Consider the following 26543-nt stretch of genomic DNA (forward strand, 5'->3'; position numbering starts at 1 on the left):
CCCTCCCCTTCAGGGGAGGGGTTGGGGTGGGGGCTCCCCGCTTCTCGCAAGGCTTCACCGATCACGAACATCACCCCTTCAATATTTCCCATCACATCGGGATTGGCCACATGCAGCACCCGCACACCGAACTGTTTGAGATAGGCATCACGCCGCGCATCCTTGTCCGGGTCGGTATGCGTGTCGCCATCCACTTCGACAGCTAGCTGCGCCGAAGGGCACCAGAAGTCGACGATGCAGCGACCGATCACTTCCTGGCGGCGGAACTTGAAGCCCTCGAACCGGCTACCGGAGACTTCGCGCCACAGACGCTTCTCGGGTTCAGTTGGGTTGCTGCGCATTTCCCGAGCGCGCTTCTTCAATTCGGCTAACGCGTTTGCGGAGAGCCCCCACCCCCGGCCCCTCCCCTGAAGGGGAGGGGAGTTTGTGCGCTTTGCCATGTCGGATGGCGTCAGCTTCACCCCACACTCCCCTCAAGCGAAATCGCCAGCAGCTTCTGCGCCTCGACCGCGAACTCCATCGGCAGCTCTTTCAGCACGTCCTTGGCAAAGCCGTTGACGATCAGCGCCACGGCCTCCTCTTCGCCGAGCCCGCGCTGCATCGCGTAGAACAGCTGTTCGTCGCTGATCTTGGAGGTGGTCGCCTCGTGCTCGATCTGCGCGCTGGGGTTCTTCACCTCGATATAGGGCACGGTGTGCGCGCCGCACTGGTCGCCGAGCAAGAGGCTGTCGCACTGGGTGAAGTTGCGCACCCCGCTCGCGGTCGGGCCGACCCTCACAAGGCCGCGGTAGGTGTTGTTCGACTTGCCCGCGCTGATCCCCTTGGAGATGATCGTCGAGCGGCTGTTCTTGCCGTTGTGGATCATCTTGGTGCCGGTGTCGGCCTGCTGGTAATTGTTGGTGACCGCGACCGAGTAGAACTCGCCCACGCTATCCTCGCCGTTGAGGACGCAGGAGGGGTATTTCCACGTCACCGCTGAGCCGGTTTCGACCTGCGTCCAGCTGACCTTGGAACGGTCCCCCTGACACAGTGCGCGCTTGGTGACGAAGTTGTAGATCCCGCCCTTGCCCTCGGCATTGCCGGGGTACCAGTTCTGCACGGTCGAATATTTGATCTCGGCATCTTCCAATGCGACCAGTTCCACCACTGCGGCGTGAAGCTGGTTCTCGTCGCGCATCGGCGCGGTGCAGCCTTCGAGGTAGCTGACATAGGCGCCCTTGTCGGCGATGATCAGCGTGCGTTCGAACTGGCCGGTGTTTTCGGCATTGATACGGAAATAGGTGCTGAGCTCCATCGGGCAGCGCACGCCTTCGGGGACGTACACAAAAGTGCCGTCGGAGAAGACCGCCGAATTGAGACACGCGAAATAGTTGTCGCGGGTGGGGACGACGCGGCCCAGCCACTGCTTCACCAGCTCGGGATATTCGCGGATCGCCTCGGAGATCGAGAGGAAGATCACGCCCGCGCGCAGCAGTTCCTCGCGGAAACTGGTGGCGACGCTGACGGAATCGAACACCGCGTCGACCGCGACCTTCTTCGCGCCCTTCACCCCGGCGAGCACTTCCTGCTCGCCCAGCGGGATGCCGAGCTTGTCGTAGACGCGCTTGATCTCGGGATCGAGCTCGTCGAGGCTGCCCAGCTCGACCTTCTTCTTGGGCGCGGCGTAGTAATAGGCGTCCTGGTAGTCGATCGGGGGATAGCCGAGCTTGGCCCAGTCGGGCTCCTCCATCGTCTGCCACAGGCGGAAGGCCTTGAGCCGCCATTCGAGCATCCATTCGGGCTCGTTCTTCTTGGCGCTGATGAAGCGGACGGTGTCCTCGGAGAGGCCCTTGGGCGCAAACTCGGTGTCGATATCGGCCGACCAGCCATGCTCGTAATCGGCGACCTTGGCGGCGGCCTCGCGCGCTTCACGGTCCTGGATGTCGATCTCTTCGCTCATGCCGGAAGGTCCTCGGAAAGGGTGGGGGCCGCGACAGGCCCGCGCAGCTGGGCAAGGGTGATGCCCGTCAGCGCGCCGCGCAGCGCGTTGTTGATGATCGGCCAGTGCGGCTTCATGTTGCACCCGGCCTCGAAATCGCACGGGGTGTGATCGATGCAGGCGGTGAGCGCGATGCGGCCCTCGATCGCCTCGACGATATCCGCGACCGTGATCGCCGCCGCCGGGCGCCCGAGCTGGAGGCCCCCATGCGCGCCCCGGACGCTGCGCAAAAGCCCCGCCGCGGTCAGCTTCGAGACCAGCTTCTGCACCGTCGGCACCGGAAGGCCGGTTTCGATCGCAAGCTCGGCAGCGCTCACCCGGCCGTTGCCGCAGTGCAGGGCGGCCTGGCACATCGTGATGACGGCATAATCGGCAAGGTTGGACAAGCGCATTTGCGAGCGGTTCTCAATTCGGACGGAATCAGTCCGAATTGGCAATTAGGAGCAGTTTGCTCGCATTACAAGCCGCGAAAGGCTCATTCGGCTGCGGATTTCAGCGGCGTGCCCGCGTCGCCATGCGCGGCAGGATCGAGCAGCTCCTCGGCCAGCGACTGCCGCCGGAACTGCGAGGGCGTGCGCCCGGTGTAGCGGCGGATGTCGCGGATCAGGTGGGCCTGGTCGAAGAAGGTCGCCATCAGCTGGTCGCGCGTCTCGCTGGCAATCCCCGGCTGCGAGAGCAGCATCGCCGCGCGCAGGGCCCGGAAGCGCTTGAGCACCTGTGCGGGCGGAACCCCGAAAAAGCGCCGGCAGATGCGCTGGACCTGCCGCGGCGACATGCTGACGCTGGCATAGAGATCGGCGAGCGCGGGGTCGAAGCCGCTCGCCAGCCAGCGCCCGATCGCCTCGACCACGGTGACATGATCTGCTCGCAGGCTGTGGGGCGCGGCAGCGACCACTTCGGTCAGGACGGTGCAAAGATCCTCGGGTGCGATCTGTCCCTCCCGGCAAGCGGCGGCGGCGGCCTCGAGCGCGGCAATCTGGTCGGCGGTCAGCACCGCTTCGGCCGGGAGCAGCCGGTCATGGACTTCGTCGGCGGGCAGATTGGCAAGTCGCTGCCACGCGGCGTGGGTCAGCGACGCACCGACCTGCAGCACCGGCCCTTCCAGCACGGCGCGCGCGCTGCGCATCTGCGGGGCGTTGAAGAACACGGTCGAGGAGGTCCCCGTGGTCCCGTCGGCGAAAGTGAAATGCACCCGGCCGCGCACCATCACGAGAAGCTGTGCCGAATAGGCCGGAACGGCTTCCTCAATGCGCCCGCCACCCGTTTCGATCGTGTAGAAGGTGTGGACCAGATCCGTGGCATCGGCCCGCGGCGCGATCATCTTCGTGCGAGACGGCAACCCACGATACCCCCGCGAAGCGGAGGCCCCCCTGTTCTGCTTATGCGCAACCCGGCGGCAGCAATGCGCAATCTGCCGCGGCTTGTCCAGCCGCAAGCACGTCACGCTGTCAGGCTCGATCGATTGTCGGATAAAAAAGGGCGGCCCTCCGAATTGGGAAGACCGCCCATCGAGTTGAGGAACTCATTGCATCGCTGCTCCGAGCCCTTCGGGTCGCATCGGCGCAATAAACCGCGATTCGCGGACGGGATTGTATGCAAGCGACAGGAACCGCGCCCGAGGGGTTCAGGGGCTTGTAAAACTGCGTCAATCTGCACCCGGCAGCCCGGAGGCTCGACACGCGCGCCGCCCTCGCATAGGCGCGCAAGGATGCTGTTCCGCCTGATCCGACCCGCCGTCTTCGCGCTCGATTCCGAGACCGGACACCGCTTCGCCTTGCGCGCGCTGGCCGCGCTGCCGGCGCGCGCGCCTGCGCCTGCCGGAAAGCTGGCGGTCGAGGTGGCGGGCCTGACCTTTCCCAATCCGGTGGGCGTTGCGGCGGGCTTCGACAAGGACGCCGAGGTGCCCGATGCGCTGCTGGGCCTCGGTTTCGGCTTCACCGAGGTGGGCTCGATCACGCCCCTGCCGCAGGCGGGCAACCCCAAGCCGCGCCTGTTCCGACTGGTCGAGGATCAGGCGGTGATCAACCGCATGGGGTTCAACAATGGCGGCGGCGCGGCGGCGCTGGCGCGATTGCAGACGCGGGCCGGGCGGCCCGGGATCGTCGGGGTCAATATCGGCGCGAACAAGGACTCCGCCGATCGCATCACCGATTACGCGATGATGGCGCGGATGATGGCACCTGTCGCCAGCTACCTGTGCGTCAACATCTCCAGCCCCAACACCCCGGGCCTGCGCGCGCTGCAGGACGAGAGCGCGCTCACCGGCCTGCTGGATGCCGTGACCGCTGCCCGCGACGAGGCGGGCGCAACGCCGCCGATCTTCCTCAAGGTCGCGCCCGATCTCGAGCCCGCCGATATCGACGCGATCGCCCGCATCGCCATCGACAAGCGGCTGGGCGCGCTGGTGGTCTCGAACACCACGATCTCGCGGCCAGCGCTGCGTTCGGGCCATGCGGGGGAGACGGGAGGCCTGTCGGGCGCGCCCCTGCGCAAGCTAGCCACCCAGCGCTTGCGCGATTTCCGCAAGGCGACCGGCGGCGCGATCCCGCTGGTCGGAGTCGGCGGGATCGCCACCGCCGAGCACGCGTGGGAGCGCATCCGCGCGGGCGCTTCGCTGGTGCAACTCTATTCGGCGATGGTCTACGAAGGCCCCGGCCTCGGCGCGCGGATCGCGCGGGGGCTCGAGGGCCTGATGCGGCGCGACGGCTTCGCCAGCATTGCCGAAGCGGTGGGAAGCGAATAGCACCCTTGCCCATGCGCATTCTCCTCGCCCTCGCCGCCCCCTTCGCCCTTGTCCTCGCTGGCTGCGCCACCACCGCAGCCGACGACATCCCGGCGGCCTCCGAGACGCCTTACCAGCCCGCCGGAGTCAGCAGCGCCGATCCGCGCGCGAGCGCGGCGGGCGAGGCGATCCTCGCGCAGGGCGGATCGGCGACCGACGCCGCGATCGCGGTGATGCTGGCGCTGACGGTCGTGGAACCGCAGAGCTCCGGCATCGGTGGCGGCGGATTCATGGTGCTGAGCGACGGGGAAAGCGGCGCGCTCACCACCTATGACGGCCGCGAGACCGCGCCTGCGGCTGCGACCCCGACCCGCTTCCTCGATGCCCAGGGCAAGGTGCTGGGCCGCGAGACGCGGGTCTTCTCGGGCCTCAGCGTCGGGGTGCCGGGCAACATCGCCCTCGCCGCCAAGGCGCACGCCGCGCACGGCAAGCTGCCCTGGGCCAAGCTGTTCGCGCCCGCCATCGCGCTCGCCGAGGACGGCTTCGTGATGAACCGGCGCCTCTACGAATCGCTCAAGGGCAACAAGGGCCGGGCCGACAAAGCGCGAAGCGCCAAGGCGGTGTTCTTCGGCGCGGATGGCGAGCCGCTGCCGGTCGGCGCGACCGTCAAGGTGCCCGAACTCGCCGCCACCTTCCGCACGCTCGCAGCGAAAGGCCCGCAAGCCTTCTATGGCCCCGCTTCTGCCGCCGCCCTCGCCGAACACGTCGCCGCCGCCACCCCGCAGGATGGCAGGATGACCGCCGCCGACGTTGCGGGCTACGCGGCGAAGGAACGCGCACCCGTCTGCGGCAAATATCGCGTCTACCGGATTTGCGGCATGGGCCCGCCGTCTTCGGGCGGGATCGCGGTGGTGCAGATGCTCGGCCAGCTCGAGCGCTTCGATCTCGCCGCATTGGGCCCCGACAGCCCGGTGTTCTGGCACCTGTTCATCGAGAGCCAGCGCCTCGCCTACGCCGACCGCGAGCTCTATGCGGGCGACAGCGATTTCATCGAGGTGCCCACCGAGGGTCTGGTCGACCGCGCCTATCTCGCCCGGCGTTCGGCGCTGATCGACCCCGCGACCACCATCGCCAAGCCCGAAGCCGGGGTGCCCCCCGGCGCGCCGCTCGCGCGCGGGGACGGGCCGGAGGAGCCCGAGAACGGCACCACCCACTTCGCCGTGGTTGACGCGGACGGGACCGCGGTCAGCTACACCTCGACCATCGAGGGCGCCTTCGGATCGGGGCTGCATTTCCGCGGCTTCTACCTCAACAACGAACTCACCGACTTCACCCTGACGCCCGAGGAAGGCGGCAAGCCGGTCGCCAACCGGGTCGAGGGCGGCAAGCGCCCGCGCTCGTCGATGGCGCCGACCATCGTCTATGACGAGGCCGGCAAGGTGGTGCTGGTGATCGGCGCGGCGGGCGGGCCGACGATCCCGGTCACCGTCGCGCGCGGGATCATCGGCGTGCTCGACTTCAAGCTCGGCGCGCAGGAGGCGCTCGCCCTGCCCTTCGCGATGGCCTTCGGCGACACGCTGCTGATCGAGGAGGGCACCGTGCTCGCCGCCATGCAGGAGCAGCTCGCTGCGCTCGGCCACAAGGGCATCCGCGCGGGGGCGGCGCCGATCAAGGCCAACGCGCTGGGCCGCCGCGCCGACGGCAGCTGGGAAGTGGCGACCGAGCCGCGCCTCGTCAGCGTCGTCACCCCCTGACAAGCCGGTTGCTGGTGCTTGCCGCTACGGCTGACACCCTCTAACTAGAGGGAGCACGGGGTCGCGCCTCTACCCCGAACGAGATATTCCGAAGGGACCAGGAGCCTTTGCCAGTGCATTCCCCCACGCTGCCCCACTCTGCCCGCGCGGTCGCCAACCCCGCGGACCCGCAGGTCTTGCAGGACATCGATAACGCGCAGAACCTCGTCGCGCTGTTCCTGAAGCGCGCCGACGAGAAGGGCGACGCGCAGTTCCTCGGCCACAAGACCGGCGGCCGGTGGGTGACGCAGACCTGGCGCTCGGCGGCCGAGCAGGTGTGCCTGATGGCCGAGGCGCTGCGCGCCATGGGCCTTGCCGATGGTGACCGCGTCGCGCTGGTCTCCGAGAACCGGCCCGAGTGGTGCATCGCCGACCTCGCGGTCATGGCTGCCGGGTGCATCACCGTGCCCACCTACACCACCAACACCCGCCGCGATCACGCCCACATCCTCGACAATTCGGGCGCGCGGGCGGTGTTCGTCTCGAACGAGAAGCTGCTCGCCCCGCTGGTGGGCGCGATCGGGCAGACGGGCCTTGTCGAGCACGTGATCGGCTTCGAGAATTTGAAGCGCCAGCAATCGGGTAGCTTCGAATATCACGACTGGGCGAGCCTCGTCACCGGGGACGCCGCCGCCGCGCGCGCCGCGGTCGACGCGCGCATCGCCGGGATCGCCCGCGAGGACACCGCCTGCCTCATCTACACCAGCGGCACCGGCGGCGCGCCGCGCGGGGTGATGCAGCACCATGGCGCGATCCTGTGCAACGTCGCGGGCGCGGCCGAGATCCTGCTCTCCGACTTCGGCATCAAGGACGAACGCTTCCTCTCCTTCCTGCCGCTCTCGCACGCCTATGAGCACACCGGCGGGCAATATCTGCCCATCGGGGTGGGCGCGGAGATCTTCTATTCCGAGGGGCTCGAAAAGCTCGCCTCCAACATCGAGGAGACGCGCCCCACCATCATGGTCGTTGTCCCGCGCCTGTTCGAAGTGCTGCGCACGCGGATCATGAAGCAGGTCGAGAAACAGGGCAAAGTCGCGAACTTCATGATGGACAACGCGCTCAAGATCGCCGCGAACAGTCGCGACGGCAAGAAGCGCCTGCGTGACCGGCCGATGGACTTCCTGGTCGAGAAGACCCTGCGGCCCAAGATCCGCCAGCGCTTCGGCGGGCGGATCAAGGCGATGGTCTCAGGCGGAGCGCCGCTTAACCCCGAAGTCGGCAATTTCTTCGAGGCGATGGGCCTCACCATGCTCCAGGGCTACGGCCAGACCGAGGCCGGGCCGGTGATCAGCTGCAACCGGCCCAAGGTCGGCCTCAAGATGGACACCGTGGGCCCGGCGATGCGCGGGGTCGAGGTGCGGATCGCCGAGGATGGCGAAATCCTGGTGCGCGGCGAGCTGGTCATGCACGGCTACTGGCGCAACGACGCCGAGACCGCGCGCACCCTGCAGGACGGCTGGCTCCACACCGGCGACATCGGGCACCTCGATCACAAGGGCCGGATCAAGATCACCGACCGCAAGAAGGACATGATCGTCAACGACAAGGGCGACAATATCGCCCCCCAGAAGGTCGAGGGGATGCTGACGCTCCAGCCCGAGATTGCCCAGGCGATGGTGAGCGGGGACAAGCGGCCTTACGTGGTCGGCCTGATCGTGCCCGATGCCGAATGGGCGCTGGAATGGGCGCGGGCGAACGGCGAGAAGTTCGATCTCGCCGCGCTCCAGCAGCTCCCCGCCTTCAAGAACGCGGTGCGCGCGGCGGTCGACCGGACCAATGCCGATCTCTCGGTGATCGAGAAGGTCCGCCAGTTCGCCTTCGCCGACGAGGCCTTCACCATCGAGAACGAGGAAATGACGCCGAGCATGAAGATCCGGCGTCACAAGATCCGCGAGCGCTATCAGGAGCGGATCGACGGGCTCTACCGCGGCTGAGCGCTCGGTGCGCCCTTGCTGGCCGGATGACGCATGGCACCGCAGTGGCGGGCCGGATAGACCAGCGGCAATTCGGCAAGGAGACGGCGGCATGAAGGTCTGGACGGCGGCACTCGTGTTGACGCTCACGCTTTGCGGCGCGCTGCCCGTCGCTGCCTCGGCCGAGACGCCCGCAGTCGAGCAAGCCCCGTGGATCGCCTCCGACTTCGTGGTGCCGACACTGGTCGAAGAGCCCGGCTTCAGGCTCGTGCCCTTGGGCCCGGCGCTCACCGAGATCGATTACCGCGCCTACATGTCCTCGATCGCGCACTTGCAGAAGACGTTCACCCGCACGGCCAGCTGGCCGCACGAGGGGCTGACGCTCAAGGACGCAGTCGCCGACATGGAGACCGAGGCGGGGCGTTTCGCGCGGCGCGAATCCTTCGCCTACGCCGTCCTCACCCCCGACGGCACCCGCGAGCGCGGCTGTGTCTATGTCTATCCGAGTAAAGTCCCCGGCCACGATGCGCAGGTGCTGCTGTGGGTGACGGCGGCCGAATACGAAGCGGGCTTCGACGCCGAGCTTTACGCGTGGACGCAAGAATGGATCGCCCGCGACTGGCCGTTCAGAAACGTCGCCTATCCCGGCCGCGCGATTGCCTGGGAGCAATGGGACGCGCTGGTCGCTGCGGGCAAGGGTAGCTGAGCGGCTAGAGCGCCCCGTCCAGCAACCGGCAGCAGCCGGAATCGAACAGCAACCCGCGCCCCCGCTAAAGCTGCGGGACATTCGTCCGCCACCACGCCGCAGCCTCGGGCGAGCGGGTCTCGAGGATCGCAATCGCCTCGGCCGCAGGGACCAGATAGCCCTCGTGCTGCTCGGTCCGCCCGAGCCATTGGCGCAGGATGTCCGTCACCACCGAGCGCGGCGCAGAGAGGACGCCATAGCCCCTCACCCGCCGCGGCGCACGGTCCTGCGTGGGAAGCACGAGGCCGATCCACTGATCCCTGACCCACTCGGGCGCCTCGCCCAGCGGGCGGGAGGTGATTTCGATTGGCATCGCCTGCACTATGCACCGGTCGCTGCCCCGCGCAAGCCGTTGACCCCTGCCGCCCGCGCAGGGTAGCCTCCCGTCCCGGGGGGACAGGCGATGGCGGCAGGGGACAGCGAGCAGGCGGCCATCGGGGCTTCGGCGATGAGGAAGGCCATGTGGCGGATCATTCCGCTGATCCTCGTCGCCTACCTCTTTGCCTATATGGACCGCGTCAACGTCAGCTTCGCGGCCGCCGACATGAACGCCGACCTCGGCTTCAGCGCGACGGTTTACGGGCTCGGCGGCGGGCTGTTCTTCCTCGGCTATGCGCTGTTCGAGATCCCCTCGAACCTGCTGCTGGTGCGCTACGGCGCGCGCCAGTGGATCGCGCGGATCATGGTGACCTGGGGGCTGCTCTCGGCGGGCATGATGTTCGTGACCAATGCCGAAACCTTCTATGTCCTGCGCTTCCTGCTGGGCGTGGCCGAGGCGGGGTTCTACCCGGGGGTGATCTACTACTTCTCGAGCTGGTTTCCGCCCTGCCACCGCAGCCGCGCGGTAAGCCGCTTTTTCATCGCCGTCCCGCTTGCCTCGCTGGTCATGGGGGCGGTGTCGGGCTGGCTGCTCGATCTCGAGGGGCTGGCGGGGCTGGCGGGGTGGCAATGGCTGTTCCTCGCGCAAGGCCTGCCGACGGTGCTGGTGGGCTTCGTGGTGCTCGCCTTTCTGCCCGACCGGCCCGCGACCGTTCGCTGGCTCACTCCCAAGGAGCGCGACTGGATCGAGGGCGAACTGGCGCGCGAGCAGCAGCAGATCGGCGACCCGCCGGGCCACAACGTCCTCGCCGCGCTGCGCAATCCCAAGGTGCAGCTCAACGGCGCGCTCAGTTTCCTGCTGATCGGCGCGAACATCACCTTCACGCTTTCGGCCCCGATGGTGCTCGCCGCTGTCGGGGGCCTCGGGCGCGACGCGGTGGGCTGGACCGTGGCGGCGGGCGGGATCATCGGTGCGGTCACGATATTGTGGCTCGGGCACATCGCCGACCGGCGCGGCGACCGCTTCATCTACGCCTTTTGGTGCACGGCAGTAATCGCAGCCTCCTTGCTGGTGATCGCGCTGGGGGGACCGGCCTTCGTGATCGTGGCGGTCTACCTCGCCTTCGCCATCGCCGCGCCGAGCGTGCAGATGCTGCTGTCTTCGGCCTGGCCCGAGGTGATGACCCGGGCCGAGCTGGCGGTGGGCGCGGCGGCGATCAACACCATTGCCCAGATCGGGGCCTTCTTCACTCCCTTCGCATGGGGCGCGCTGAAGGACGGGACCGGGAGTTTCGAGGCCGGGCTCTACGGCATCGCGGCGATGGCGGCGGTGTGCGCGGGGCTGATCTGGCTGCTGCGCGCGCAGGTGCGCAATCGGGGTGCGCAGGCAGCGGTTCAGTAGGGCGGCTTGGCCCGCTCGCGCTGCGCCCTGGCAGCGGCGGTCCACCACGCGAAATCGTCGGCGAAGCGCGGGAACTGGCGTTCGAGCGCCTTGCCGCCCTCGCCCTTTGGCTGCGCGTCTTCGTCCAGCGAGTCCTGCACCGGCCCGACCGCGATCGTGCTCGAGACCACCACCATCCCCATCTCGCCGAGGATGTCACGCCACGCCAGCGCCGCGCGCACCCCGCCGAGCCGCCCCGCCGAGTAGGAGGCGATGGCGGCGGGGCGCCAGAACCATTCCTCGAGGAAGTGGTCGGTGAGGTTCTTGAGGCCCGGCTGCACGCTCCAGTTGTATTCGCCGACCACGAACAGGAAGGCGTCGGCCTTGCGGATCTTCTCCGCGAGCGTCTCCAGCGCCTCGGGGGCCTCGCCCGCCGGGTATTCCTTGTACATGCGGTCGAGCATCGGCAGGCCCACCGCCTGCGCATCGATCAGTTCCACCTCCGCTCCGCGCTCCTGAAGCTGGCGCACGCAGTAGTCGGCGAGGCGGATCCCCTGCCGGTCGCGCCGGTAGGAGCCGTAGAAGACAAGGATACGGTCGGTCATGGCACATCTCCCTCGCGGGGAGCCTAGCAGGGCGGGGGCGCGGTGGCTTGTCGATTCTGGCCCGGACGTCCGGACCCTCGCGACCCTACGAATAATTCGGGGTGGCCGCTCGCCGGGTGGCGGCCTACCTAGCGGCCATGACCACCGGCCCCGATGCGTTGACCGAGAAGGAGAAGGACGCCCTGCGGCTGTTGCTGCGCGGGCACGACGCCAAGTCCTCGGCGCGCGCGCTCGGCCTCTCGGTCCACACCGTCAACGAAAGGCTGCGCGAGGCGCGGCGCAAGCTCGGCGTCACCAGCAGCCGCGAGGCCGCACGGGTGCTGATGGCAGCGGAAGATGCGGAGACCCCCGAAACCTTGGGGGACAAGGCTTTGGGGGATGCGGACGCAGGGGCCGAGGCGGCAGGGATGATGGCATCCGCCACCCGGCGGTGGGCAGGCACACGCCCTGCCTTCATCCTTGTGGGAGTGACCGCCATGTCGCTGATTCTTGCCGCCCTGTTCCTGCCCGGCACCTTTGTCGCGGGAGGGCCCCTCGCCGTCCTCGCTCCGGAGGCCGTGACCGAGACCCTCGCCGGGCCGGAAGCCCCGTCCGCCACCCGCAGCGAGGCCGAAGCCGCCGCCCGCTCGGCCGAGCGCTTCCTCGAGCTGATCGACGCGGGGCGTTGGCCCGAAAGCTACGCCGCCACCGGCGCGGAATTCCGCCGCCTCAACACCTTGAAGGCATGGACCGACGTCTCCGCCCGCCTGCGCCCGCCGCTCGGCACGCTCGTGACCCGTGACATCACCAGCAACGAATACGTCCCCGCCCCGCCTGCGGGCTACCGGCTGGTCAAATTCCGCTCGGCCTATGCGAACGGCACGAACCAGACCGAGAGCGTGAGCCTCGCGTGGGAGGACGGCGCGTGGAAGGTCGCGGGGATCGTGATCGACTGAGGCGTCAGACGGCGGGGTGACCTGCGCGCCACTGGCGCGCCAGCACCGTGCCGACCGCGAGTTCGATCAGCGCGAGGCCCATCGTCGCGGGCGCAGCCACGCTCTCAGGCGCGGCGAGCCCCGCCGCTCCGGCCGCGATGAACACGGCGCCGAGGCCCAGGAACACCGCGCCGCCATACATCACCGGGAAGGCGAGGTAGCGCAGCCCTACCCCGATGGCGACCAGCGGGATCGCGGCGTAGGGTCGTTCCGGCAGCCCGAGATAGCCGAAGAAGAAACCCGCGAGCAGCACCGGCACGGTCGCGATCGCGATCCATTCGAGCTTCTTGCCGGGGCCGGACGGCGGGGCCTTGAACACGAATTTGCCCACCAGCTGCGCCACCGGCGCGATGGCGAGGCCGCCGACGAACAGGGTGACGAAGGCGGGCTTGGGCCCGGCGGCGAGGAACGTCGTCGCCGCCGCCATCCAAGCGGCGCCGGAGACGATCACGCCGGCCCCGCCGTTGACGTGGGCGCGGCGGAGGTCGGATTGCGCTTCGGATAGTGCCATGTGGTGCCCCCTTTGTTGTGAGGAGCTTAGCGGGGAAGAGGTCTGCGGCAAAGGCATTGGGTGAGGGGGCTGAGGGGGCCTGCGGCGAAGCCGCAGGCTGACGTCAGACGGGTTCGGCGGGCTTCGCCGCCGACCCGCTGGCCGCGCGGCGCGCAGGCGCCTCGTAGCTGCGCTACTCGGCTGCGCGCCTCAGTACATATGCTGCCCGCCGTTGATGCTCATCGTGGAGCCGGTCATGAAGCCCCCGTTCTCGCTGGTCAAAAACGCCACCCCGCGCGCAATCTCCTCGGCCATGCCCAGACGGCCGACGGGAATCTTGGCGACGATCTTTTCCAGCACCGGCGCGGGCACGGCGGCGACCATGTCGGTGTCGATATAGCCCGGCGCGATCGCATTCACCGTCACCCCGAACTTGGCGCCTTCCTGCGCGAGCGCCTTGGTGAAGCCGTGGATGCCGCTCTTGGCGGCGGCGTAGTTGACCTGCCCGTATTGCCCCGCCTGCCCGTTGATCGAGCCGATGTTGACGATCCGCCCCCACCCGCGCTCGCGCATGCCGGGGAAGGTCGCCTTGGCCATGTTGAAGCACCCGCCGAGGTTGATGCGCATGACATCGTTCCAGTCTTCGAAGCTCATCTTGTGGAGCGTGCCGTCGCGGGTGATCCCGGCGTTGTTGACGACGATGTCGATCGGGCCATGCTCGGCCTCCACCTGCGCGCAGCCCGCCAGCGTCGCCTCGTGATCGCCCACGTCCCAGCGGTAAGCCGGGATGCCGGTGGCTTCGGTGAAGGCCCGCGCCTTCTCCTCGTTGCCGGCGTAATTGGCGATGACCGTGTGGCCCTGTCGCTGGAGGCGCTTGCAGATCGCCTCCCCGATTCCGCGCGTTCCTCCGGTGACAATGGCTACCCGGCCCATGGCATTCTCCCCTTTCGTGATGTCCCTTGCGCGCAACCTAGCGGGCGCATTCCGTTAGGGAAAGCGGGGAATAGCTATGCGTTGGGAAGGGCTTGCAGCGAGGAGCGGGGCGGCCCGTCAGACCGGTTCGGTGCTGCGCACCGCCCGGCTGGCCAAGCCGATCGGTGCAACGGCCATCCGGCCATTGCACCGCCCCGCGCAAAGCGTGGCTCCGATGCGGCCGATCCTGTGCCGACATTCCGATGATGACGTGCCGAAAATGGTCTGGATGCGGAACCCGGAGCGCAGCGGCCTTGAAGGCCGTGAGCACCGGAAGTCCGCAGCCGGGCCATTTGCAGGCCGTCAGCGCGGAATGGCGGTGCAGGATCAGAACTTGATCTGGGTTCCGACGTAGACCGCCTGGCTGTCCTGCACCGAATTGGTCAGCGGATCGAGCCGCTCGCGCTCCTGCGAGTAGCGCACGCCCGCGGTCACGTTGAGGTTGGGCGAGAGACGGAAGCTGCCGCCCACATCCACGCTCTGCGCGTTCGCATCGAGCGTGTTGGGCGAACGGCCGGCAATCTGGCGATCCTCAAGCTCGATCCGCGGCTGCAGGCGGGAGGGCTTGTCTTCGGCCTTGGGGCGCGAGGGTTCGAACTGCGCAAGGTCGGGCATGGCCATCTTCCGGACCGTCGCCGACAGGTCGACGGTGCGCGCGAAGCTCTTGTAACCGCGCGCCGCGCCGAGCTGGAACTTGCTCGCATCGAGCCCGGCAAGCGCCGTGCCGCGGCCCGGGACCGCATCGAGCGCCTTCCTCACCGAAATCGCGCGGACGGTATCGTCATCGACGCGGACCGCGACGGTCACGGTGCGCTTGCCGGTGATCGGCGGGGCGCTGGCGGGGGTGAAGTGCACGCCGCGCGCGCGCGCCTTGTCGGCTACGCGGGCAGCGAGTTCGGGATCGACCGAGGCGGGGGTGAACATGCCGAGGCCCAGCGCTTCGAGCCCGGCTCCGGCCGCAGCCTGCGCGGGCGCAAACTGCCCGGCCAGCGCGAAGCCCGCGCTCGGCACGGCCAGCGCCAGCGCGCCGGACAGGGCAAGCAGCGGCAGCGAGCGTTGCACCCGCACCCCCATCTTCGCCACTCTGTCCATCTTGCGTGCCATTGCCGCTCTCGTTCCCTTTTGCCTCACCCGGCGCAATGACCGGATAACCCCCCAAGCAGACGCGACATTAACATGGAATGAGTCGCGTCTCTTTCGGCGTCTATTGGTAGGCATTGCCCGCCGGCTTGCAATGATCTTGCTGCGCCGCTTCGGGATTCGCCGCCAACCTGTGGCACCATGCACACAGAATCGTTTGCAGAAAGCCCGCAATTCAGCCCCGGTAAAGCACGAGGGGCGCTGTTGCGCGCAAGGGCCGGTGCACCCGGCAAAACAGCCTTCGTGCTTGCCGCAAGGGGGCTTGCCACTATAGAGCGGGCCCGAGACGATAGATTGAGGATGATCCGGCTGTGACACGCGCTCCTTCCGCCCTTTTCGGCCGCACTGTCGGCTATGCCATGCTCGGCGCCGCGCTGGTCGGCCTTGCGGCCTGCGGCGGGAGGGAACGTCCGCGCACCGAACTTGCCGCTGCCCAGCTCAACACCATCGGGGTCAACGCCTACCTCTGGCGCGCCGCGCTCGAGACGGTGAGCTTCGCGCCGCTGCTCCAGGCCGACAGCGCGGGCGGCGTGATCGTGACCGATTGGTATGCCAATCCGGCCAACCCCGGCGAGCGGGTGAAGCTGACCATCACGATCCTCGACCAGGACCTGCGCGCCGACGCGCTGCGGGTGGCGGCGAGCCGTCAGGTCAATACCAACGGCAGCTGGGTCGAAGCCCCGGTGCAGGCGGCGACGGTGCAGAAGCTCGAGGACATCATCCTCACCAAGGCCCGCGACCTGCGTCGCCAAGCCCTCGCTTCGTAACACCGCTCGCTTCGTAACACCGCTCCACCGGACCGCATTGCATGAGTGACACCCGTTTCGACCCTTCGGTCGCCGATGAACGCTGGCAGCGTGCCTGGACGGAAGCCGGCACCTTCACGGCGGATTCGGACAGCCCCAAGCCCAAGAGCTACATCCTCGAGATGTTCCCCTATCCCTCGGGGCGCATCCACATGGGCCATGTGCGCAACTACACGATGGGCGACGTGCTGGCGCGCTACCAGAAGATGCGCGGGTTCGAGGTGCTCCACCCGATGGGCTGGGACGCTTTCGGGATGCCGGCTGAGAACGCCGCGATGGAAAAGGGCGTGCACCCGGGCGGCTGGACGCGCCAGAACATCGCGCAGATGAAGGCGCAGTTGCAGCGCATCGGCTTTGCGCTCGACTGGACGCGCGAATTCGCCACCTGCGATCCCGAATATTACGGCCACGAACAGGCGCTGTTCCTCGACCTCTTCGAGGCGGGGCTGGTCTATCGCAAGGAATCGACCGTCAACTGGGACCCGGTCGACATGACGGTTCTGGCGAACGAGCAGGTGATCGACGGCAGGGGCTGGCGCTCGGGCGCGGAGGTCGAGAAGCGCAAATTGAACCAGTGGTTCCTCAAGATCACCGACTTTGCGGAGGATCTGTTGGAGGGCCTCGGGAGCCTCGAGGACTGGCCCGAGAAGGTGCGCCTGATGCAGGAGAACTGGATCGGCAAGTCGCAGGGGCTGGAGTTCAGCTTCGATCTGTCGGACGGCGGGAAGCTGGCGGTTTACTCGACCCGTCCCGACACGATCTTCGGCGCGAGCTTCTGCGCCATCGCTGCCGATCACCCGATCGCGCAGGGGCTGGCGGGTGATCCGGCGGTCGCCGCGTTCATCGACCAGTGCAAGAAGGGCGCCACCACTGCCGCTGCGCTCGAGACGGCGGAGAAGCTCGGCTATCGCATCCCCATCATGGCGAAGCATCCGTTCACCGGAGCGGACCTGCCGGTGTTCATCGCCAACTTCGTGCTGATGGAATACGGCACCGGCGCGGTGATGGGCGTGCCCGGCCACGACCAGCGCGACTTCGAATTCGCCACCAAGTACGATCTGCCGATCATGCGCGTCGTCGCCACCGATCCCGCGCGCGCCGACGAGCCCTTCAAGGGCGAGGCCGAGGCGGGCGACGGGGTGATCGTCAACTCCGACTTCCTCAACGGGATGACCGTGGAGGACGCCAAGCAGGCGGTCATCGCCCGCGCCGAGGCCGAGGGCTGGGGCGAGGGCCGCACCGTGTGGCGGCTGCGCGACTGGGGCGTCTCGCGGCAACGCTATTGGGGGACGCCGATCCCCTTCATCCATTGCGATGCCTGCGGCGTGGTGCCGGTGCCCAGGGACCAGCTTCCGGTGGTGCTGCCCGAGGACGTCAGCTTCGACATTCCCGGCAACCCGCTCGAACGCCACCCCACCTGGAAGCACGTCGATTGCCCCAAGTGCGGTGCAGCGGCGCGGCGCGAGACCGACACGCTCGACACCTTCGTCGACAGCTCGTGGTATTTCCTGCGCTTCGCCAGCCAGCCCGCCGACCGTCCCTTCGACCCCGAGGAGGTCGCCAAGTGGATGCCGGTGCAGCACTATATCGGCGGCATCGAGCACGCGATCCTGCACCTGCTCTATGCCCGCTTCTGGACTCGGGCGCTGGCGCAGATCGGGCAGACCGAGGTGAAGGAGCCCTTCGCGGCGCTGTTCACGCAAGGGATGGTGACGCACGAGACTTATAGCCGCATCGATGCCGCGCGCGGCGTGCCGGTGTTCTTCGGCCCCGAGGAGGTCGACCGCACCTCCGAGGGCGCGACACTGCTCGCCGACAACGCCCCCGTCGAAGTCGGCCGCGTCATCAAGATGTCGAAGTCGAAGAAGAACGTCGTCGACCCCGATGCGATCATAGCCCGCCACGGGGCGGATGCGGTGCGCTGGTTCATGCTGTCCGATTCGCCGCCCGAGCGCGATCTGCCGTGGTCCGACGCGGGGATCGAGGGCTGCGCGCGCTTCGTCCAGCGGTTGTGGCGCTTGTTCTCCGCCTATGACGCCGCTGCGACGGGCGAGGACAAGGCGCTCGACCGCAAGACCCATCAGACCATCGCTGCGGTCGCCTCGGACATCGAGGCATTGGGCTTCAACAAGGCCGTGGCGCGCATCTACGAGCTGACCGGCGCGACCGAGAAAGCCGCGCCCTCCGCAAGCCGCTCCGCCGCCATCCGCGCGCTGGTGCATCTCGCCGCCCCCATGATGCCGCACCTTGCCGAAGAGGCGTGGCAATCGATCGGCGAAGGCCTGATCGCCGATGCATCCTGGCCCGAAGTCGATCCCGCGCTGCTGGTCGACGACGAAGTCACCATCGCGATCCAGCACATGGGCAAGCTGCGCGACACCGTCACCGCGCCCAAGGGTGCCTCGAAGGAAGACCTCGAGGCGCTGGCGCTGGCTTCGGCCAATCTGCAACGCTCGCTCGATGGCGCTGCGGTGCGCAAGGTGATTGTCGTGCCCGACCGATTGGTGAATATCGTCACCTGATGCGGATTTTTCTCGCCCTCGCGGCCCTGCTGGCCCTTTCCGCTTGCGGCCTCAAGCCGATGTATGCGGGCGGCGTGCAGTCGGCCTCGGCGCAGGGGCTCGCCGCGGTCGAGGTACCCGCGATTCAGGGCCGCGGCGGGTGGCTGGTGAAGAACGCGCTCGACGCCCGGCTCGGAGTCGGCGGGGAGCAGACGCCGCAATACCGGCTCGACGTGCGGCTCGACGACTCGCTCGAGGCGCTGGGTGTCCTCAACGACGACACGATCAGCCGCGAGCGCCGCATCCTGCGCGCGCGCTACCAGCTGGTCGATCTTGCCACCGGATCGGTGCTGCTCGATGCCACCGCGGGCTCGGACGCGGGGATCGACGTGGTGTCCTCCGAATATGCCACCATCGCCGCCGAGCAGAAGGCGCTCGAGAACCTCGCGCTCGAAGTCGCCGACCAGATGGCGACGCAGGTCGCACTGACGCTCCGCTCGCGTGGCGGTGCGCCGCGCCCCGCGCAGCCGTGAAGGCGAAGAATTCCGATTTCCTGCGCGGCCTTCCGGCCGGGGCCACGTCCTGCCGTATCTTCTTTTTCTGCGGGCCGGACGAGGCAGGGGCCAGCGCCGCCGCGCAGCGCCTTGCCGCCGCGCTCCCCGATCCGGGCGAGCGGATCGAGATCACCGGCGCGCAGCTCAAGGCCGATCCCGCCTTGCTGGGCGACGAGGCCCGATCGGCCTCGCTGTTCGGCGGCGCGCGCCACATCTGGGTGCGCGCCAGCGGCGATGAGGCGCATGACGCCCTGCAGATCCTGATCGAGACAGGCGAGGCCGGCGCGGGCGAAGCGGCTCCGGTGATCGTCGTCGCCACCGGCGCGACCGACAAGTCGCGCACCGCCAAGCTGCTGGAAAAGCGCAAGGATGCGCTGGTGGCGATGTTCTACCAGCCTGAACTGAAGGACGCCGCGCAAGCGGTGCGGGCGATGGCGGACGCGGCGGGGCTGCGGCTCGGCGGCGATCTGGCCGAGCGAATCGCGCGCGCCGCCGGGCTCGACGTGCGGCTCGCCCAGTCGGAGATCGACAAGCTCGCGCTTTATGTGGGCGCCGATCCGCAGGCCCCGCGCCCCGCCACCCCCGAAGATCACGCAGCGATCGGCGCTGCGACCGAGGAGGACGGCTTCGCCCCGCTGGTCAATGCCGTGCTGGGCGGCGAGACCGCGAAAATCGCGGGCGAAGTCAGGCGCATGCGCGAGCTCGGCCTCAACCCGGTCGGCGTCGCGCTGGCGCTCGAAAGACGCGCCGCGCAGCTGGCGCAGATCGCCGCCTATCTCGGCCCCAGGGGGCAATTCGAGCAGATCGACAAGGGCGCCGAAATGCGGCTCGGCATTTTCTTTCGCGAAAAGCGCGACATCGCCCAGCAATACAAGCGCTGGACCCAGGCCGCTGCGCGCGGAACGCGCGAAACGCGGCTCGACCGGCTGATCCCGCGCCTTACCGCGCTGCACCGCAACCTGATCGCCAACAGCCAGGCCGCCGAGCTTTTGCTGGCGCAGGAATTGGCCGAAATCGGCCGTTTTGCCGCGAGGCGGTAGCAAAATGTGATAAACTGCATTTCGCAGTCGCAAAATTTTCCAATTTACTGTTAATACACCATACGGGTTTAGACGAGGGTCGCGCTCTCGGGGGAACCGTGTCAATGAATGTCCACTCGCCGAAGGTACTTGATGCGGTTCTGCACAAGTCCGTCGAAAGCAGGGTAGCGCCCTCGCTCGAACGGCGACGCCTGCGGGCCTATGTCACAATGTTGCTTGTTGACGGGGTGCTGATCCATTTCAGCTTCGCCTTGGCGGCGCTGATCTGGGAAGGCGTGTGGGCCCAATCCCGCGCGATGATCACCGCGCAGGTGATCCTGCCGGTGTTTTTCACGATCGCGCTCTATAACGGCACCTACGGCCTCCGGGCGCTCGACAGTTGGACGTTCGCCTCTCGCAAGACGCTGATCGCGCTGACGATTTCGGCGGCACTTATCTTGTTTGTGGGCTTCTACACCAAGTCGGTCGATGTCTTCTCGCGCGGCATGGTGACCCTCGGTCTCGCGCTTTCGGCGGTGCTGCTGGTGGCGATCCGCCGCGTTGTCGCGATCATCATCGCGGCGCGTTGGGGCGGACGGGTGAGCAACCGGGTGGTGATCGACGATGGCGGTCCCAGCTTCGCATTTGCTGGTGCGGACCTGGTCTCGGCCGCCGATTACAACCTTGATCCGAGCAGCCATGATCCTTTTATGCTCGACCGGCTCGGCACATTGCTGCGCAACCAGGACCAGGTGGTGGTGAGCTGCCCGCGCGAGCGACGGCAGGACTGGGCGTTCCTGCTCAAGTGTGCCGGGGTCTATGGCGAGATCGTCAGCGAACCCGCGCACGAGCTGGGCGCGGTCGGCGTGCACCGCTACGACGCGCTCGACCGTACCACGCTCGTGGTCTCGACCGGCCCGCTCGCGCTGCGTGCGCGCGTCCTCAAGCGCGCCTTCGACATGTTCAAGTTCCGCTCGATGCGCGAGGAGAAGCTCGATCACGACGGCAACCGCTCCGCCTCGCGCGATGATGACCGCATCACCCGCATCGGCGCCTTCATCCGCCGCACCAGCATCGACGAGCTGCCGCAGCTCTTGAACGTGCTGAAGGGGGACATGTCGATCGTCGGGCCGCGCCCGCACGCGCTCGGCTCTCGCGCGAACAACAAGTATTTCTGGGACATCGACCGCAAGTACTGGCAGCGCCACTGCCTCAAGCCGGGTCTCACCGGGCTTGCCCAGGTGCGCGGCCACCGCGGCGCCACCGAGCACGAGAAGGACCTAACCGACCGCTTGCAGTCGGACCTCGAATACATCGCGAGCTGGTCGCTCAGGCACGATATCGGCATCGTGCTGCGCACCGTGATGGTGCTCCAGCACAAGAACGCGTTCTAGGCGAGTGTGTCAGCCCGGCAGGGTGACGCTGGCGAGCGCGGCTTCGTAGCCTGCCAGAGCCTCACGGTAGAGGCGCTTCTTCTGGCCGAGCACGGCGTGCGGCACATAGCCCAGAGCCATGAATATGGTGGCACCGGTAAGCCACATGGCTTGAGCGTTGCGGGCGCCATGCAGGGTGAAGTCCATCCCGGCGACAAAGACAAGGAAGACTGCCATGCCCCAGCAGGCGATGGCTGTCAGGCGCAGCGACAGCCAGACGTTCGGCGGCTGTGGCCTGCCCGTGCGCGGGTCGATGGTGTGGTTGAGGACCCACATCCCGGCAGGCACCCTAGTTCTTCTTGTCGCTCTGCGGCACGGCGAAGGTGCCCGTCACGCGGCCCCGGCCCGAGGGCGTTCCCGGCGCGGCGCTCGATCCGCCCGCCGCGCTGCCGTCGACCGTCGAGAGGCCGCTGTCGAGGTCGATCACCAGCCGCCCGCCGTTCAGCGTGTCGGTCCCGCGGCGCAGCGCGACATTGCCCGCCATGGTGATGATCCGGCGATTGAAATCATAGACCGCATTGTCGCCGCTCGCGCGCTCGTCGCCGCGGGTGATGACGACGCCGCCGGTGGCGGTGATGCGCTGGATCTCGAGCTGGCCCCCGGCGTCGGTGAAGTTCACCAGCATCCGGTCCGACCGGACGGTGAGGCCCGCCTGAGTGACGATCACCCCGCCGGTGGCAATCGCCTGGTTGGCCTTGTCGTCGAGCACGAACTTGCCCGCGTCATAGGTCACCGGCGCGCGCGAATCGTGGCGGGCGATGCCCTGCGCGGCGAGGTGCATTCCTCCGGCCAGCACGGCAGTGAGCGCGAAGCCGCCGATCCCCCAGGCGAGCGCGAGACGGGCGAGGGGCGTGCGAGTGGTGGTGGTCGTGTCAGGCATCACGGCATCCTCAGCTGGCCGGGAATCATGGTGAAGCGGGCATTGCCCTCGAGCGTGATCGTGCGCGCGCCCAGATCGGCGCTTAGCGTGTTGGCCGAGAAGGTGCCGGCCGGGATCGCGCCCTCGACCCCGGCATTGCCGCGCATTGTGCGCGACTTGAGGTCCACCGATACGCCGCTCGCGGTCATCCGGTAGCCGTCCGACGCCGTCAGGCGCACCGGCCCGTTCACGCGGACGGTCTCCCGGTTGATGTCGTAGATCCCGCCTTCTGCGGCAAGGCGCGCAGGCCCCTCGGCAAGCAGCAACTGGGCGACGAGGTCCCGCATCCGCACCAGGCCCTCGGCGCTCGAGCGCTGCACCGCCTCGCCCGCGAGCAGCGAGAAGGGCCGCCCCTGGTTGTCGCGCCCGCGATACATGGCGTTGTCGACCGAAAGGCGCTCGTCGATCAGGGCGACCTTGTTGCGATCGAGCAGGAAGCTGACCTCGCCCCGCGGGCTCAGCGGCGTAATCACCATCAGCGCGGCGATCACCCCCACGCCCATCGGCAGCACCCGCGCGAGCAGGCGCACCATGCGGTCGTGCGATCCGCCGGGCGCGGCCAGCGTCTGCCGCCGGCTGCGCAGCGCGCGGGCCTCATTGGTTTCGATGGCTTGCTCGGGGGCCATGACGTCGGGTGTGCCTGAGGCGTCCTTGTTCTTTGGCTTACATGTGGCTGAAGATGTCGTTCTCCGCCCAGCCGGCAATGTCGAGCAGCGCGCGGGTGGGGAGGAAATCGAAGCAGGCCTGCGCCATCTGGGTGCGCCCCTCGCGCTCGAGCCGGGTGGCGAGCTCCGCGCGCAGGCGGTGGAGGTAGCGCACGTCCGAGGCTGCATAATCGCGCTGCGGATCGGTGATCACCGGCCCGCCCCAGTCGGAGGACTGCTGCTGCTTGGAAATCGATTCGCCCAGCAGCTCCTCGACGAGGTTTTTCAGACCATGCCGGTCGGTATAGGTGCGCACCAGCTTGCTGGCGATCTTGGTGCAGAACACCGGTCCGGCCATCACGCCGAGGTAGTGGTGGATCGCGGCGAGATCGAAGCGGGCGAAGTGGTAGATCTTTTCGCGCGACGGATCGCCGAGGATCGCCTTCAAGTTGGGCGCGTCGTAGCTGCTGCCCGGATTGAAGCGCACCAGGTGCTCGTCGCCCGTCCCATCGGAAATCTGCACCACGCACAGCCGGTCGCGGTGGGTGACGAGGCCCATGGTCTCGGTATCGACCGCGAGCGCGGCGGTCCCGGCAAGGACGCCTGCGGGGAGGTCTTCTTCGTGGAAATGCACAGCCATGGCCCGTGCCCTACGCGCATTGGGGAAAGAGGGGAAGGGCCGAGTGGCGCGCGCGGGCGCGGTGGCCTAGCCTTGCGCGCATGTCCGAGACCATCCCCGAAAGCTGGCGGCCCGTGCTGGAGCCGGTGCTCGCCACGCCCGAGGCGCGCAAGCTCGGCGGCTGGCTCAAGGCCGAGGAAGCCGCCGGCAAGCAGGTCTATCCGCCCCGGGGCACGCGGCTGGCGGCGCTGGCGCTGACGGCGCTGGAGGATGTGCGCTGCGTGATTCTGGGTCAGGATCCCTATCACGGGCCGGGGCAGGCGCATGGGCTGGCGTTTTCGGTGCAGGCTGGCGTGAAGCCACCGCCGAGCCTCGTCAACATCTACAAGGAGCTGGAGGCCGACCTCGGCCTGCCCCGTCCGACCATCGGCGACCTCACGCCGTGGGCGCGGCAGGGCGTGCTGCTGCTCAACAACACGCTGACGGTCGAGGCGGGACTGGCGGGCAGCCATGCGGGGCGCGGGTGGGATGCGATCACCGACGCCTGCGTGGCGGCGGTGGCGGCGCGCAGCGAGCCGACCGTGTTCATTCTGTGGGGCAGCCACGCCCGCAAGAAGGCGAGCCGCGTCCCCGCTCTCGCGCGCCATTCCCATCATCTGATAGTCGCCTCGGCCCACCCCAGCCCGCTATCGGCGCACAACGGCTTCTTCGGCTCGCGCCCCTTCAGCCAGACCAACGATTTTCTGGAAGCGAACGGCCGCGGGAGCATCGACTGGAGGATTTGATGAGCGACGACGTGATCCTGCTCGACGTGGACGGCGCGGTGGCGACCGTCACCCTAAACCGCCCGCAGGCGATGAACGCACTGAACCGCGCGCTGAGGAAGCGCCTCGCCGAGGTGATGCGCGCGGTCGATGCGGATGATGCGGTGCGCGCGGTGATCCTCACCGGCGCGGGCGAGCGGGCCTTCACGGCGGGGCTCGACCTCAAGGAGTTGGGCAGCGAAGAAGGCGCGCTCGGCAGCGCCAATGCGACGGACCCGGCGGACAATCCGGTCAAGGCCATCGAGCTCTGTGCGAAGCCCGTGATCGGCGCGATAAATGGCGTCGCAATAACCGGCGGCTTCGAAGTCGCGCTCGCCTGCGACGTGCTGGTGGCGAGCACCAACGCCCGCTTCGCCGATACCCATGCGCGGGTCGGGATCGTGCCGGGGTGGGGGCTGTCGCAGAAGCTCTCCCGCATGATCGGCATCAGCCGCGCGAAGGAACTCGCCTTCACCGGCAATTTTCTCGATGCGGAGACAGCGCACGCGTGGGGCCTCGTCAATCACGTGACCGCGCCCGAGGATCTGCTCCCCCTCGCCCGCAAGCTGGCCGCCGACATGGCGACCATCGACCCCGCCTTCCTCGCGAACTACAAGCGCCTGATCGACGATGGCTATGCGGCCAGCTTCGGCGAGGGGCTCGCCATGGAAGCCCGGCGCTCGTCCGCGGCCAACAGCGCGGTCGCCCCGGAAGAGGTCGAAGCCCGCCGCATGGCCGTGCAGGAACGCGGGCGCGGGCAGGGGTAGCGTCTGCTTTCGGGAGGGCCGAATGGCCGGAAGTTGGTGGGGAGCGGACTCTACTATGTGGCCCTTGGACCTTACATTATCCGACGCACCGACACGCGGTCGATTACGGCATCCGTGAAGGACCCGAATATGCCCATGACTTGGTCGTCGCCAGCGCGCACAACAAGTTGATGAAGACCCGGAGTAGTTATTGGTTCGGTCGCGGCACTCCCGACAATGCCCCTAATGCAACCCTGCGAAAGCGAGTCAACGAACGTTTCGAACAAATAGTCGGCGCCCGCGATAGTAGGGCCCGACTGGTCGTTGCGGAACATGATTTCCCCCGACTCTGGATAGAACCGCATCTTGCCGCCAAATATTTCCGGCTGACGTGCTTGGTTGGGTGCGGCAGACAAGCTAGTAGCATCAGCAGGGTCAATCTCGCTAATCTGCACGTTAGCCACAACAGTCCCAGAATTTGGCTGAAGTTTCCGCTCATAGTTCGGATCAAGTGTCTTGAGCACTTCGTGGGCGATCTGACGAATTGCACTGCGCTCCGGGCTCCGGAGCGGCACCGTCCCATTTAGGCCGTGAGAATGCCAGCCCAGCGAGTTTCCGCGATCTAGTGCCGCGTAGGCAGCAGAAAGAGTCGGGTCCACATGGCTGCCCCCATCCTTGTTAGCGGCTGTGAGCACGAGATCTTCTCGGGTAAGCACTCTGCCATCCCGATCAATAAAAACAACCGCAGACCACCAGTCGTCGAAAGGGAGTTTCTGGGAGGCGCGGTCTTCGCTATCGAGAAGCGGAACATAGCGCGCTCCATGCTCGTTAACATGCACGCCGATGAGCGAGTGAGTGGTGGCGAGATTCTTCGGGTTTTGCGGGAAAGCTGTGTCAACAAATGGCTGCGATTTCAATTGCAGCTGACCCAGCAGCGAGTGAGAGCGCGCGGTATCGTGGAGCAACACGCGAAGAGTTGCAGCAAGCCGCTTGGCTTCGCCGTCAAAGCCCGCATCAAAAGCTTCTGCTGAGCGCTCTAGAAAGCCAACCTGCTCGTCTAGGTGAGCCCTGAGCTCGGTGGTTGTAAGTTGATGATCTGCGCTCATCGATATCTCAAAGGTTGCACCTTAACGCCCGAAGCCTGAGATTGTCGCTGATCCAGAATGTCCGCAAGGGGGTTGATAGCCGAACGGCAGCTCTCGGCGGGCAGCCCACCAAAGTGGACATTTCCTACACGCGCCCCGGCCGCTATCACCCAGGCCGCTCTTTCCCATCGCTGGCAGGGTGGTCGCAGGACCGCCGGGGCTGATCAAGCCCTCTCCCCCTGTCCGTCCGCTTGACGCGGAACGGAATAACCCTCTCATATATCAAAGAAATGAACGTTCACGCAAGGCGGACACGGTGTCCGCTTTGTCCGCTTTGCGCGGCGCTGACCGGTGGCGTGGCCTCACCCCCCAATCCCCGCTCC

The 26543-nt window shown here is 67.6% G+C and carries 29 protein-coding genes; 14 read left to right on the plus strand and 15 right to left on the minus strand.

What is annotated here, in order from left to right; genetic code table 11:
• From AX708_RS07690 to AX708_RS07705, 4 genes are all read right to left on the minus strand, one after another.
• Nucleotides 1-341: endonuclease domain-containing protein (locus tag AX708_RS07690; RefSeq protein WP_067489890.1), on the minus strand; the 341-nt coding region annotated here is incomplete at its 3' end.
• A gap of 116 nt (nucleotides 342-457) precedes the next feature.
• Nucleotides 458-1939, minus strand: a complete 1482-nt coding sequence (gene sufB / locus AX708_RS07695; protein ID WP_066528357.1) for a Fe-S cluster assembly protein SufB — start codon at nucleotides 1937-1939, stop codon at nucleotides 458-460.
• Nucleotides 1936-2370 carry an SUF system Fe-S cluster assembly regulator gene (locus AX708_RS07700; RefSeq protein ID WP_066528359.1) on the minus strand — a complete coding sequence of 145 codons (435 nt, stop codon included), beginning with the start codon at nucleotides 2368-2370 and terminating at the stop codon, nucleotides 1936-1938. The genes sufB and AX708_RS07700 overlap by 4 nt, the downstream gene beginning before the upstream one ends.
• An 83-nt stretch (nucleotides 2371-2453) precedes the next feature.
• Nucleotides 2454-3299: a helix-turn-helix domain-containing protein gene (locus tag AX708_RS07705; RefSeq protein WP_066528362.1), complete on the minus strand. Its 846-nt coding sequence runs from the start codon at nucleotides 3297-3299 to the stop codon at nucleotides 2454-2456.
• Between the two features lie 387 nt (nucleotides 3300-3686).
• Between AX708_RS07705 and AX708_RS07710 the strand changes: the two genes are divergently transcribed.
• The 4 genes from AX708_RS07710 to AX708_RS07725 all read left to right on the plus strand — a co-directional run bounded on the left by AX708_RS07710 (nucleotide 3687) and on the right by AX708_RS07725 (nucleotide 9112).
• Entirely contained in the window at nucleotides 3687-4721 is a 1035-nt protein-coding gene (locus tag AX708_RS07710; RefSeq protein WP_066528364.1) for a quinone-dependent dihydroorotate dehydrogenase, read from the plus strand.
• Nucleotides 4722-4732: 11 nt separating this feature from the next.
• Complete coding sequence (ggt, locus tag AX708_RS07715; protein WP_066528366.1) at nucleotides 4733-6454, plus strand: gamma-glutamyltransferase; 1722 nt, start codon at nucleotides 4733-4735, stop codon at nucleotides 6452-6454.
• Between the two features lie 176 nt (nucleotides 6455-6630).
• Nucleotides 6631-8427, plus strand: coding sequence for a long-chain fatty acid--CoA ligase (locus AX708_RS07720; RefSeq protein ID WP_066528428.1), 1797 nt, complete (start codon nucleotides 6631-6633; stop codon nucleotides 8425-8427).
• A 91-nt stretch (nucleotides 8428-8518) separates the two neighbouring features.
• Complete coding sequence (locus AX708_RS07725; RefSeq protein WP_066528369.1) at nucleotides 8519-9112, plus strand: twin-arginine translocation pathway signal protein; 594 nt, start codon at nucleotides 8519-8521, stop codon at nucleotides 9110-9112.
• 64 nt (nucleotides 9113-9176) lie between these two features.
• Here AX708_RS07725 and AX708_RS07730 read toward each other — a convergent pair whose 3' ends face one another.
• Both AX708_RS07730 and AX708_RS20815 read right to left on the minus strand, forming a co-directional pair.
• Nucleotides 9177-9464: a hypothetical protein gene (locus AX708_RS07730; RefSeq protein ID WP_066528370.1), complete on the minus strand. Its 288-nt coding sequence runs from the start codon at nucleotides 9462-9464 to the stop codon at nucleotides 9177-9179.
• A gap of 8 nt (nucleotides 9465-9472) precedes the next feature.
• On the minus strand, nucleotides 9473-9625 hold the full coding sequence (locus tag AX708_RS20815; protein ID WP_197426011.1) for a hypothetical protein: 153 nt from the start codon (nucleotides 9623-9625) through the stop codon (nucleotides 9473-9475).
• On the opposite strand from AX708_RS20815, the gene AX708_RS07735 reads away from it, so the two are divergent.
• Nucleotides 9612-10871: an MFS transporter gene (locus AX708_RS07735; RefSeq protein WP_197426012.1), complete on the plus strand. Its 1260-nt coding sequence runs from the start codon at nucleotides 9612-9614 to the stop codon at nucleotides 10869-10871. The genes AX708_RS20815 and AX708_RS07735 overlap by 14 nt on opposite strands.
• On the opposite strand, the gene AX708_RS07740 is transcribed toward AX708_RS07735, so the two are convergent.
• On the minus strand, nucleotides 10865-11455 hold the full coding sequence (locus AX708_RS07740; protein WP_066528376.1) for an NADPH-dependent FMN reductase: 591 nt from the start codon (nucleotides 11453-11455) through the stop codon (nucleotides 10865-10867). The genes AX708_RS07735 and AX708_RS07740 overlap by 7 nt on opposite strands.
• Nucleotides 11456-11592: 137 nt before the next feature.
• Here AX708_RS07740 and AX708_RS07745 point away from each other — a divergent pair, with 137 nt between their 5' ends.
• Complete coding sequence (locus AX708_RS07745; protein WP_066528378.1) at nucleotides 11593-12390, plus strand: DUF4019 domain-containing protein; 798 nt, start codon at nucleotides 11593-11595, stop codon at nucleotides 12388-12390.
• Nucleotides 12391-12394: 4 nt separating this feature from the next.
• Here the strand turns inward: AX708_RS07745 and AX708_RS07750 are convergent, their stop codons facing one another.
• Both AX708_RS07750 and phbB read right to left on the minus strand, forming a co-directional pair.
• Nucleotides 12395-12940, minus strand: a complete 546-nt coding sequence (locus AX708_RS07750) for a hypothetical protein (RefSeq protein WP_066528381.1) — start codon at nucleotides 12938-12940, stop codon at nucleotides 12395-12397.
• A 189-nt stretch (nucleotides 12941-13129) separates the two neighbouring features.
• A complete protein-coding gene (gene phbB / locus AX708_RS07755; protein WP_066528385.1) occupies nucleotides 13130-13852 on the minus strand; it encodes an acetoacetyl-CoA reductase in 723 nt (240 codons plus the stop codon).
• Between the two features lie 130 nt (nucleotides 13853-13982).
• On the opposite strand from phbB, the gene AX708_RS20385 reads away from it, so the two are divergent.
• The gene (locus AX708_RS20385; protein WP_156443351.1) at nucleotides 13983-14246 is read left to right on the plus strand and encodes a hypothetical protein; all 264 of its coding nucleotides are present in this window, start codon (nucleotides 13983-13985) and stop codon (nucleotides 14244-14246) included.
• Here the strand turns inward: AX708_RS20385 and AX708_RS07760 are convergent.
• Complete coding sequence (locus AX708_RS07760; protein ID WP_066528388.1) at nucleotides 14219-14995, minus strand: hypothetical protein; 777 nt, start codon at nucleotides 14993-14995, stop codon at nucleotides 14219-14221. The two genes, AX708_RS20385 and AX708_RS07760, sit on opposite strands and share 28 nt — an antisense overlap.
• 395 nt (nucleotides 14996-15390) lie before the next feature.
• Between AX708_RS07760 and AX708_RS07765 the strand changes: the two genes are divergently transcribed.
• From AX708_RS07765 to AX708_RS07785, 5 genes are all read left to right on the plus strand, one after another.
• On the plus strand, nucleotides 15391-15798 hold the full coding sequence (locus AX708_RS07765; protein WP_066528391.1) for a DUF3576 domain-containing protein: 408 nt from the start codon (nucleotides 15391-15393) through the stop codon (nucleotides 15796-15798).
• 41 nt (nucleotides 15799-15839) lie between these two features.
• On the plus strand, nucleotides 15840-18359 hold the full coding sequence (leuS, locus tag AX708_RS07770; protein WP_066528394.1) for a leucine--tRNA ligase: 2520 nt from the start codon (nucleotides 15840-15842) through the stop codon (nucleotides 18357-18359).
• On the plus strand, nucleotides 18359-18871 hold the full coding sequence (gene lptE / locus AX708_RS07775) for an LPS assembly lipoprotein LptE (protein WP_066528398.1): 513 nt from the start codon (nucleotides 18359-18361) through the stop codon (nucleotides 18869-18871). The genes leuS and lptE overlap by 1 nt, the downstream gene beginning before the upstream one ends.
• On the plus strand, nucleotides 18868-19932 hold the full coding sequence (gene holA / locus AX708_RS07780; protein WP_066528400.1) for a DNA polymerase III subunit delta: 1065 nt from the start codon (nucleotides 18868-18870) through the stop codon (nucleotides 19930-19932). The genes lptE and holA overlap by 4 nt, the downstream gene beginning before the upstream one ends.
• A 209-nt stretch (nucleotides 19933-20141) precedes the next feature.
• Nucleotides 20142-21305 (plus strand): sugar transferase, encoded by a 1164-nt coding sequence (locus AX708_RS07785; protein ID WP_197426013.1) that lies wholly within the window; start codon nucleotides 20142-20144, stop codon nucleotides 21303-21305.
• A gap of 9 nt (nucleotides 21306-21314) precedes the next feature.
• On the opposite strand, the gene AX708_RS07790 is transcribed toward AX708_RS07785, so the two are convergent.
• Genes AX708_RS07790 through AX708_RS07805 form a run of 4 tightly spaced genes read right to left on the minus strand, consistent with a single transcriptional unit; the run spans nucleotide 21315 to nucleotide 23547 of the window.
• Nucleotides 21315-21620, minus strand: coding sequence for a hypothetical protein (locus AX708_RS07790; RefSeq protein WP_156443352.1), 306 nt, complete (start codon nucleotides 21618-21620; stop codon nucleotides 21315-21317).
• A gap of 13 nt (nucleotides 21621-21633) precedes the next feature.
• Nucleotides 21634-22224: an LptA/OstA family protein gene (locus AX708_RS07795; protein ID WP_066528411.1), complete on the minus strand. Its 591-nt coding sequence runs from the start codon at nucleotides 22222-22224 to the stop codon at nucleotides 21634-21636.
• The gene (gene lptC / locus AX708_RS07800) at nucleotides 22224-22889 is read right to left on the minus strand and encodes an LPS export ABC transporter periplasmic protein LptC (RefSeq protein ID WP_066528414.1); all 666 of its coding nucleotides are present in this window, start codon (nucleotides 22887-22889) and stop codon (nucleotides 22224-22226) included. The genes AX708_RS07795 and lptC overlap by 1 nt, the downstream gene beginning before the upstream one ends.
• 37 nt (nucleotides 22890-22926) lie before the next feature.
• A complete protein-coding gene (locus tag AX708_RS07805; protein ID WP_066528419.1) occupies nucleotides 22927-23547 on the minus strand; it encodes a ribonuclease D in 621 nt (206 codons plus the stop codon).
• An 80-nt stretch (nucleotides 23548-23627) separates the two neighbouring features.
• On the opposite strand from AX708_RS07805, the gene ung reads away from it, so the two are divergent.
• On the plus strand, nucleotides 23628-24311 hold the full coding sequence (ung, locus tag AX708_RS07810; protein WP_066528421.1) for a uracil-DNA glycosylase: 684 nt from the start codon (nucleotides 23628-23630) through the stop codon (nucleotides 24309-24311).
• Complete coding sequence (locus tag AX708_RS07815; RefSeq protein ID WP_082745515.1) at nucleotides 24311-25096, plus strand: enoyl-CoA hydratase; 786 nt, start codon at nucleotides 24311-24313, stop codon at nucleotides 25094-25096. The genes ung and AX708_RS07815 overlap by 1 nt, the downstream gene beginning before the upstream one ends.
• A 71-nt stretch (nucleotides 25097-25167) precedes the next feature.
• On the opposite strand, the gene AX708_RS20390 is transcribed toward AX708_RS07815, so the two are convergent.
• Nucleotides 25168-26181, minus strand: a complete 1014-nt coding sequence (locus tag AX708_RS20390; protein ID WP_156443353.1) for a hypothetical protein — start codon at nucleotides 26179-26181, stop codon at nucleotides 25168-25170.
• Nucleotides 26182-26543 lie beyond the last annotated feature (362 nt).

Source organism: Erythrobacter sp. CCH5-A1 (assembly GCF_001557115.1).
Taxonomy (GTDB): Bacteria; Pseudomonadota; Alphaproteobacteria; order Sphingomonadales; family Sphingomonadaceae; genus Erythrobacter.

Coding starts and splice junctions, on each gene's coding strand:
- sufB (WP_066528357.1), bottom strand. CDS start 1,939: ATGAGCGAAGAGATCGACATCCAGGACCGTGAAGCGCGCGAGGCCGCC.
- AX708_RS07700 (WP_066528359.1), bottom strand. CDS start 2,370: ATGCGCTTGTCCAACCTTGCCGATTATGCCGTCATCACGATGTGCCAG.
- AX708_RS07705 (WP_066528362.1), bottom strand. CDS start 3,299: ATGATCGCGCCGCGGGCCGATGCCACGGATCTGGTCCACACCTTCTAC.
- AX708_RS07710 (WP_066528364.1), top strand. CDS start 3,687: ATGCTGTTCCGCCTGATCCGACCCGCCGTCTTCGCGCTCGATTCCGAG.
- ggt (WP_066528366.1), top strand. CDS start 4,733: ATGCGCATTCTCCTCGCCCTCGCCGCCCCCTTCGCCCTTGTCCTCGCT.
- AX708_RS07725 (WP_066528369.1), top strand. CDS start 8,519: ATGAAGGTCTGGACGGCGGCACTCGTGTTGACGCTCACGCTTTGCGGC.
- AX708_RS07730 (WP_066528370.1), bottom strand. CDS start 9,464: ATGCCAATCGAAATCACCTCCCGCCCGCTGGGCGAGGCGCCCGAGTGG.
- AX708_RS07735 (WP_197426012.1), top strand. CDS start 9,612: ATGTGGCGGATCATTCCGCTGATCCTCGTCGCCTACCTCTTTGCCTAT.
- AX708_RS20815 (WP_197426011.1), bottom strand. CDS start 9,625: ATGATCCGCCACATGGCCTTCCTCATCGCCGAAGCCCCGATGGCCGCC.
- AX708_RS07740 (WP_066528376.1), bottom strand. CDS start 11,455: ATGACCGACCGTATCCTTGTCTTCTACGGCTCCTACCGGCGCGACCGG.
- AX708_RS07745 (WP_066528378.1), top strand. CDS start 11,593: ATGACCACCGGCCCCGATGCGTTGACCGAGAAGGAGAAGGACGCCCTG.
- AX708_RS07750 (WP_066528381.1), bottom strand. CDS start 12,940: ATGGCACTATCCGAAGCGCAATCCGACCTCCGCCGCGCCCACGTCAAC.
- phbB (WP_066528385.1), bottom strand. CDS start 13,852: ATGGGCCGGGTAGCCATTGTCACCGGAGGAACGCGCGGAATCGGGGAG.
- AX708_RS07760 (WP_066528388.1), bottom strand. CDS start 14,995: ATGGCACGCAAGATGGACAGAGTGGCGAAGATGGGGGTGCGGGTGCAA.
- AX708_RS07765 (WP_066528391.1), top strand. CDS start 15,391: ATGCTCGGCGCCGCGCTGGTCGGCCTTGCGGCCTGCGGCGGGAGGGAA.
- leuS (WP_066528394.1), top strand. CDS start 15,840: ATGAGTGACACCCGTTTCGACCCTTCGGTCGCCGATGAACGCTGGCAG.
- lptE (WP_066528398.1), top strand. CDS start 18,359: ATGCGGATTTTTCTCGCCCTCGCGGCCCTGCTGGCCCTTTCCGCTTGC.
- AX708_RS07785 (WP_197426013.1), top strand. CDS start 20,142: ATGTTGCTTGTTGACGGGGTGCTGATCCATTTCAGCTTCGCCTTGGCG.
- AX708_RS07790 (WP_156443352.1), bottom strand. CDS start 21,620: ATGTGGGTCCTCAACCACACCATCGACCCGCGCACGGGCAGGCCACAG.
- AX708_RS07795 (WP_066528411.1), bottom strand. CDS start 22,224: ATGCCTGACACGACCACCACCACTCGCACGCCCCTCGCCCGTCTCGCG.
- lptC (WP_066528414.1), bottom strand. CDS start 22,889: ATGGCCCCCGAGCAAGCCATCGAAACCAATGAGGCCCGCGCGCTGCGC.
- AX708_RS07805 (WP_066528419.1), bottom strand. CDS start 23,547: ATGGCTGTGCATTTCCACGAAGAAGACCTCCCCGCAGGCGTCCTTGCC.
- ung (WP_066528421.1), top strand. CDS start 23,628: ATGTCCGAGACCATCCCCGAAAGCTGGCGGCCCGTGCTGGAGCCGGTG.
- AX708_RS07815 (WP_082745515.1), top strand. CDS start 24,311: ATGAGCGACGACGTGATCCTGCTCGACGTGGACGGCGCGGTGGCGACC.
- AX708_RS20390 (WP_156443353.1), bottom strand. CDS start 26,181: ATGAGCGCAGATCATCAACTTACAACCACCGAGCTCAGGGCTCACCTA.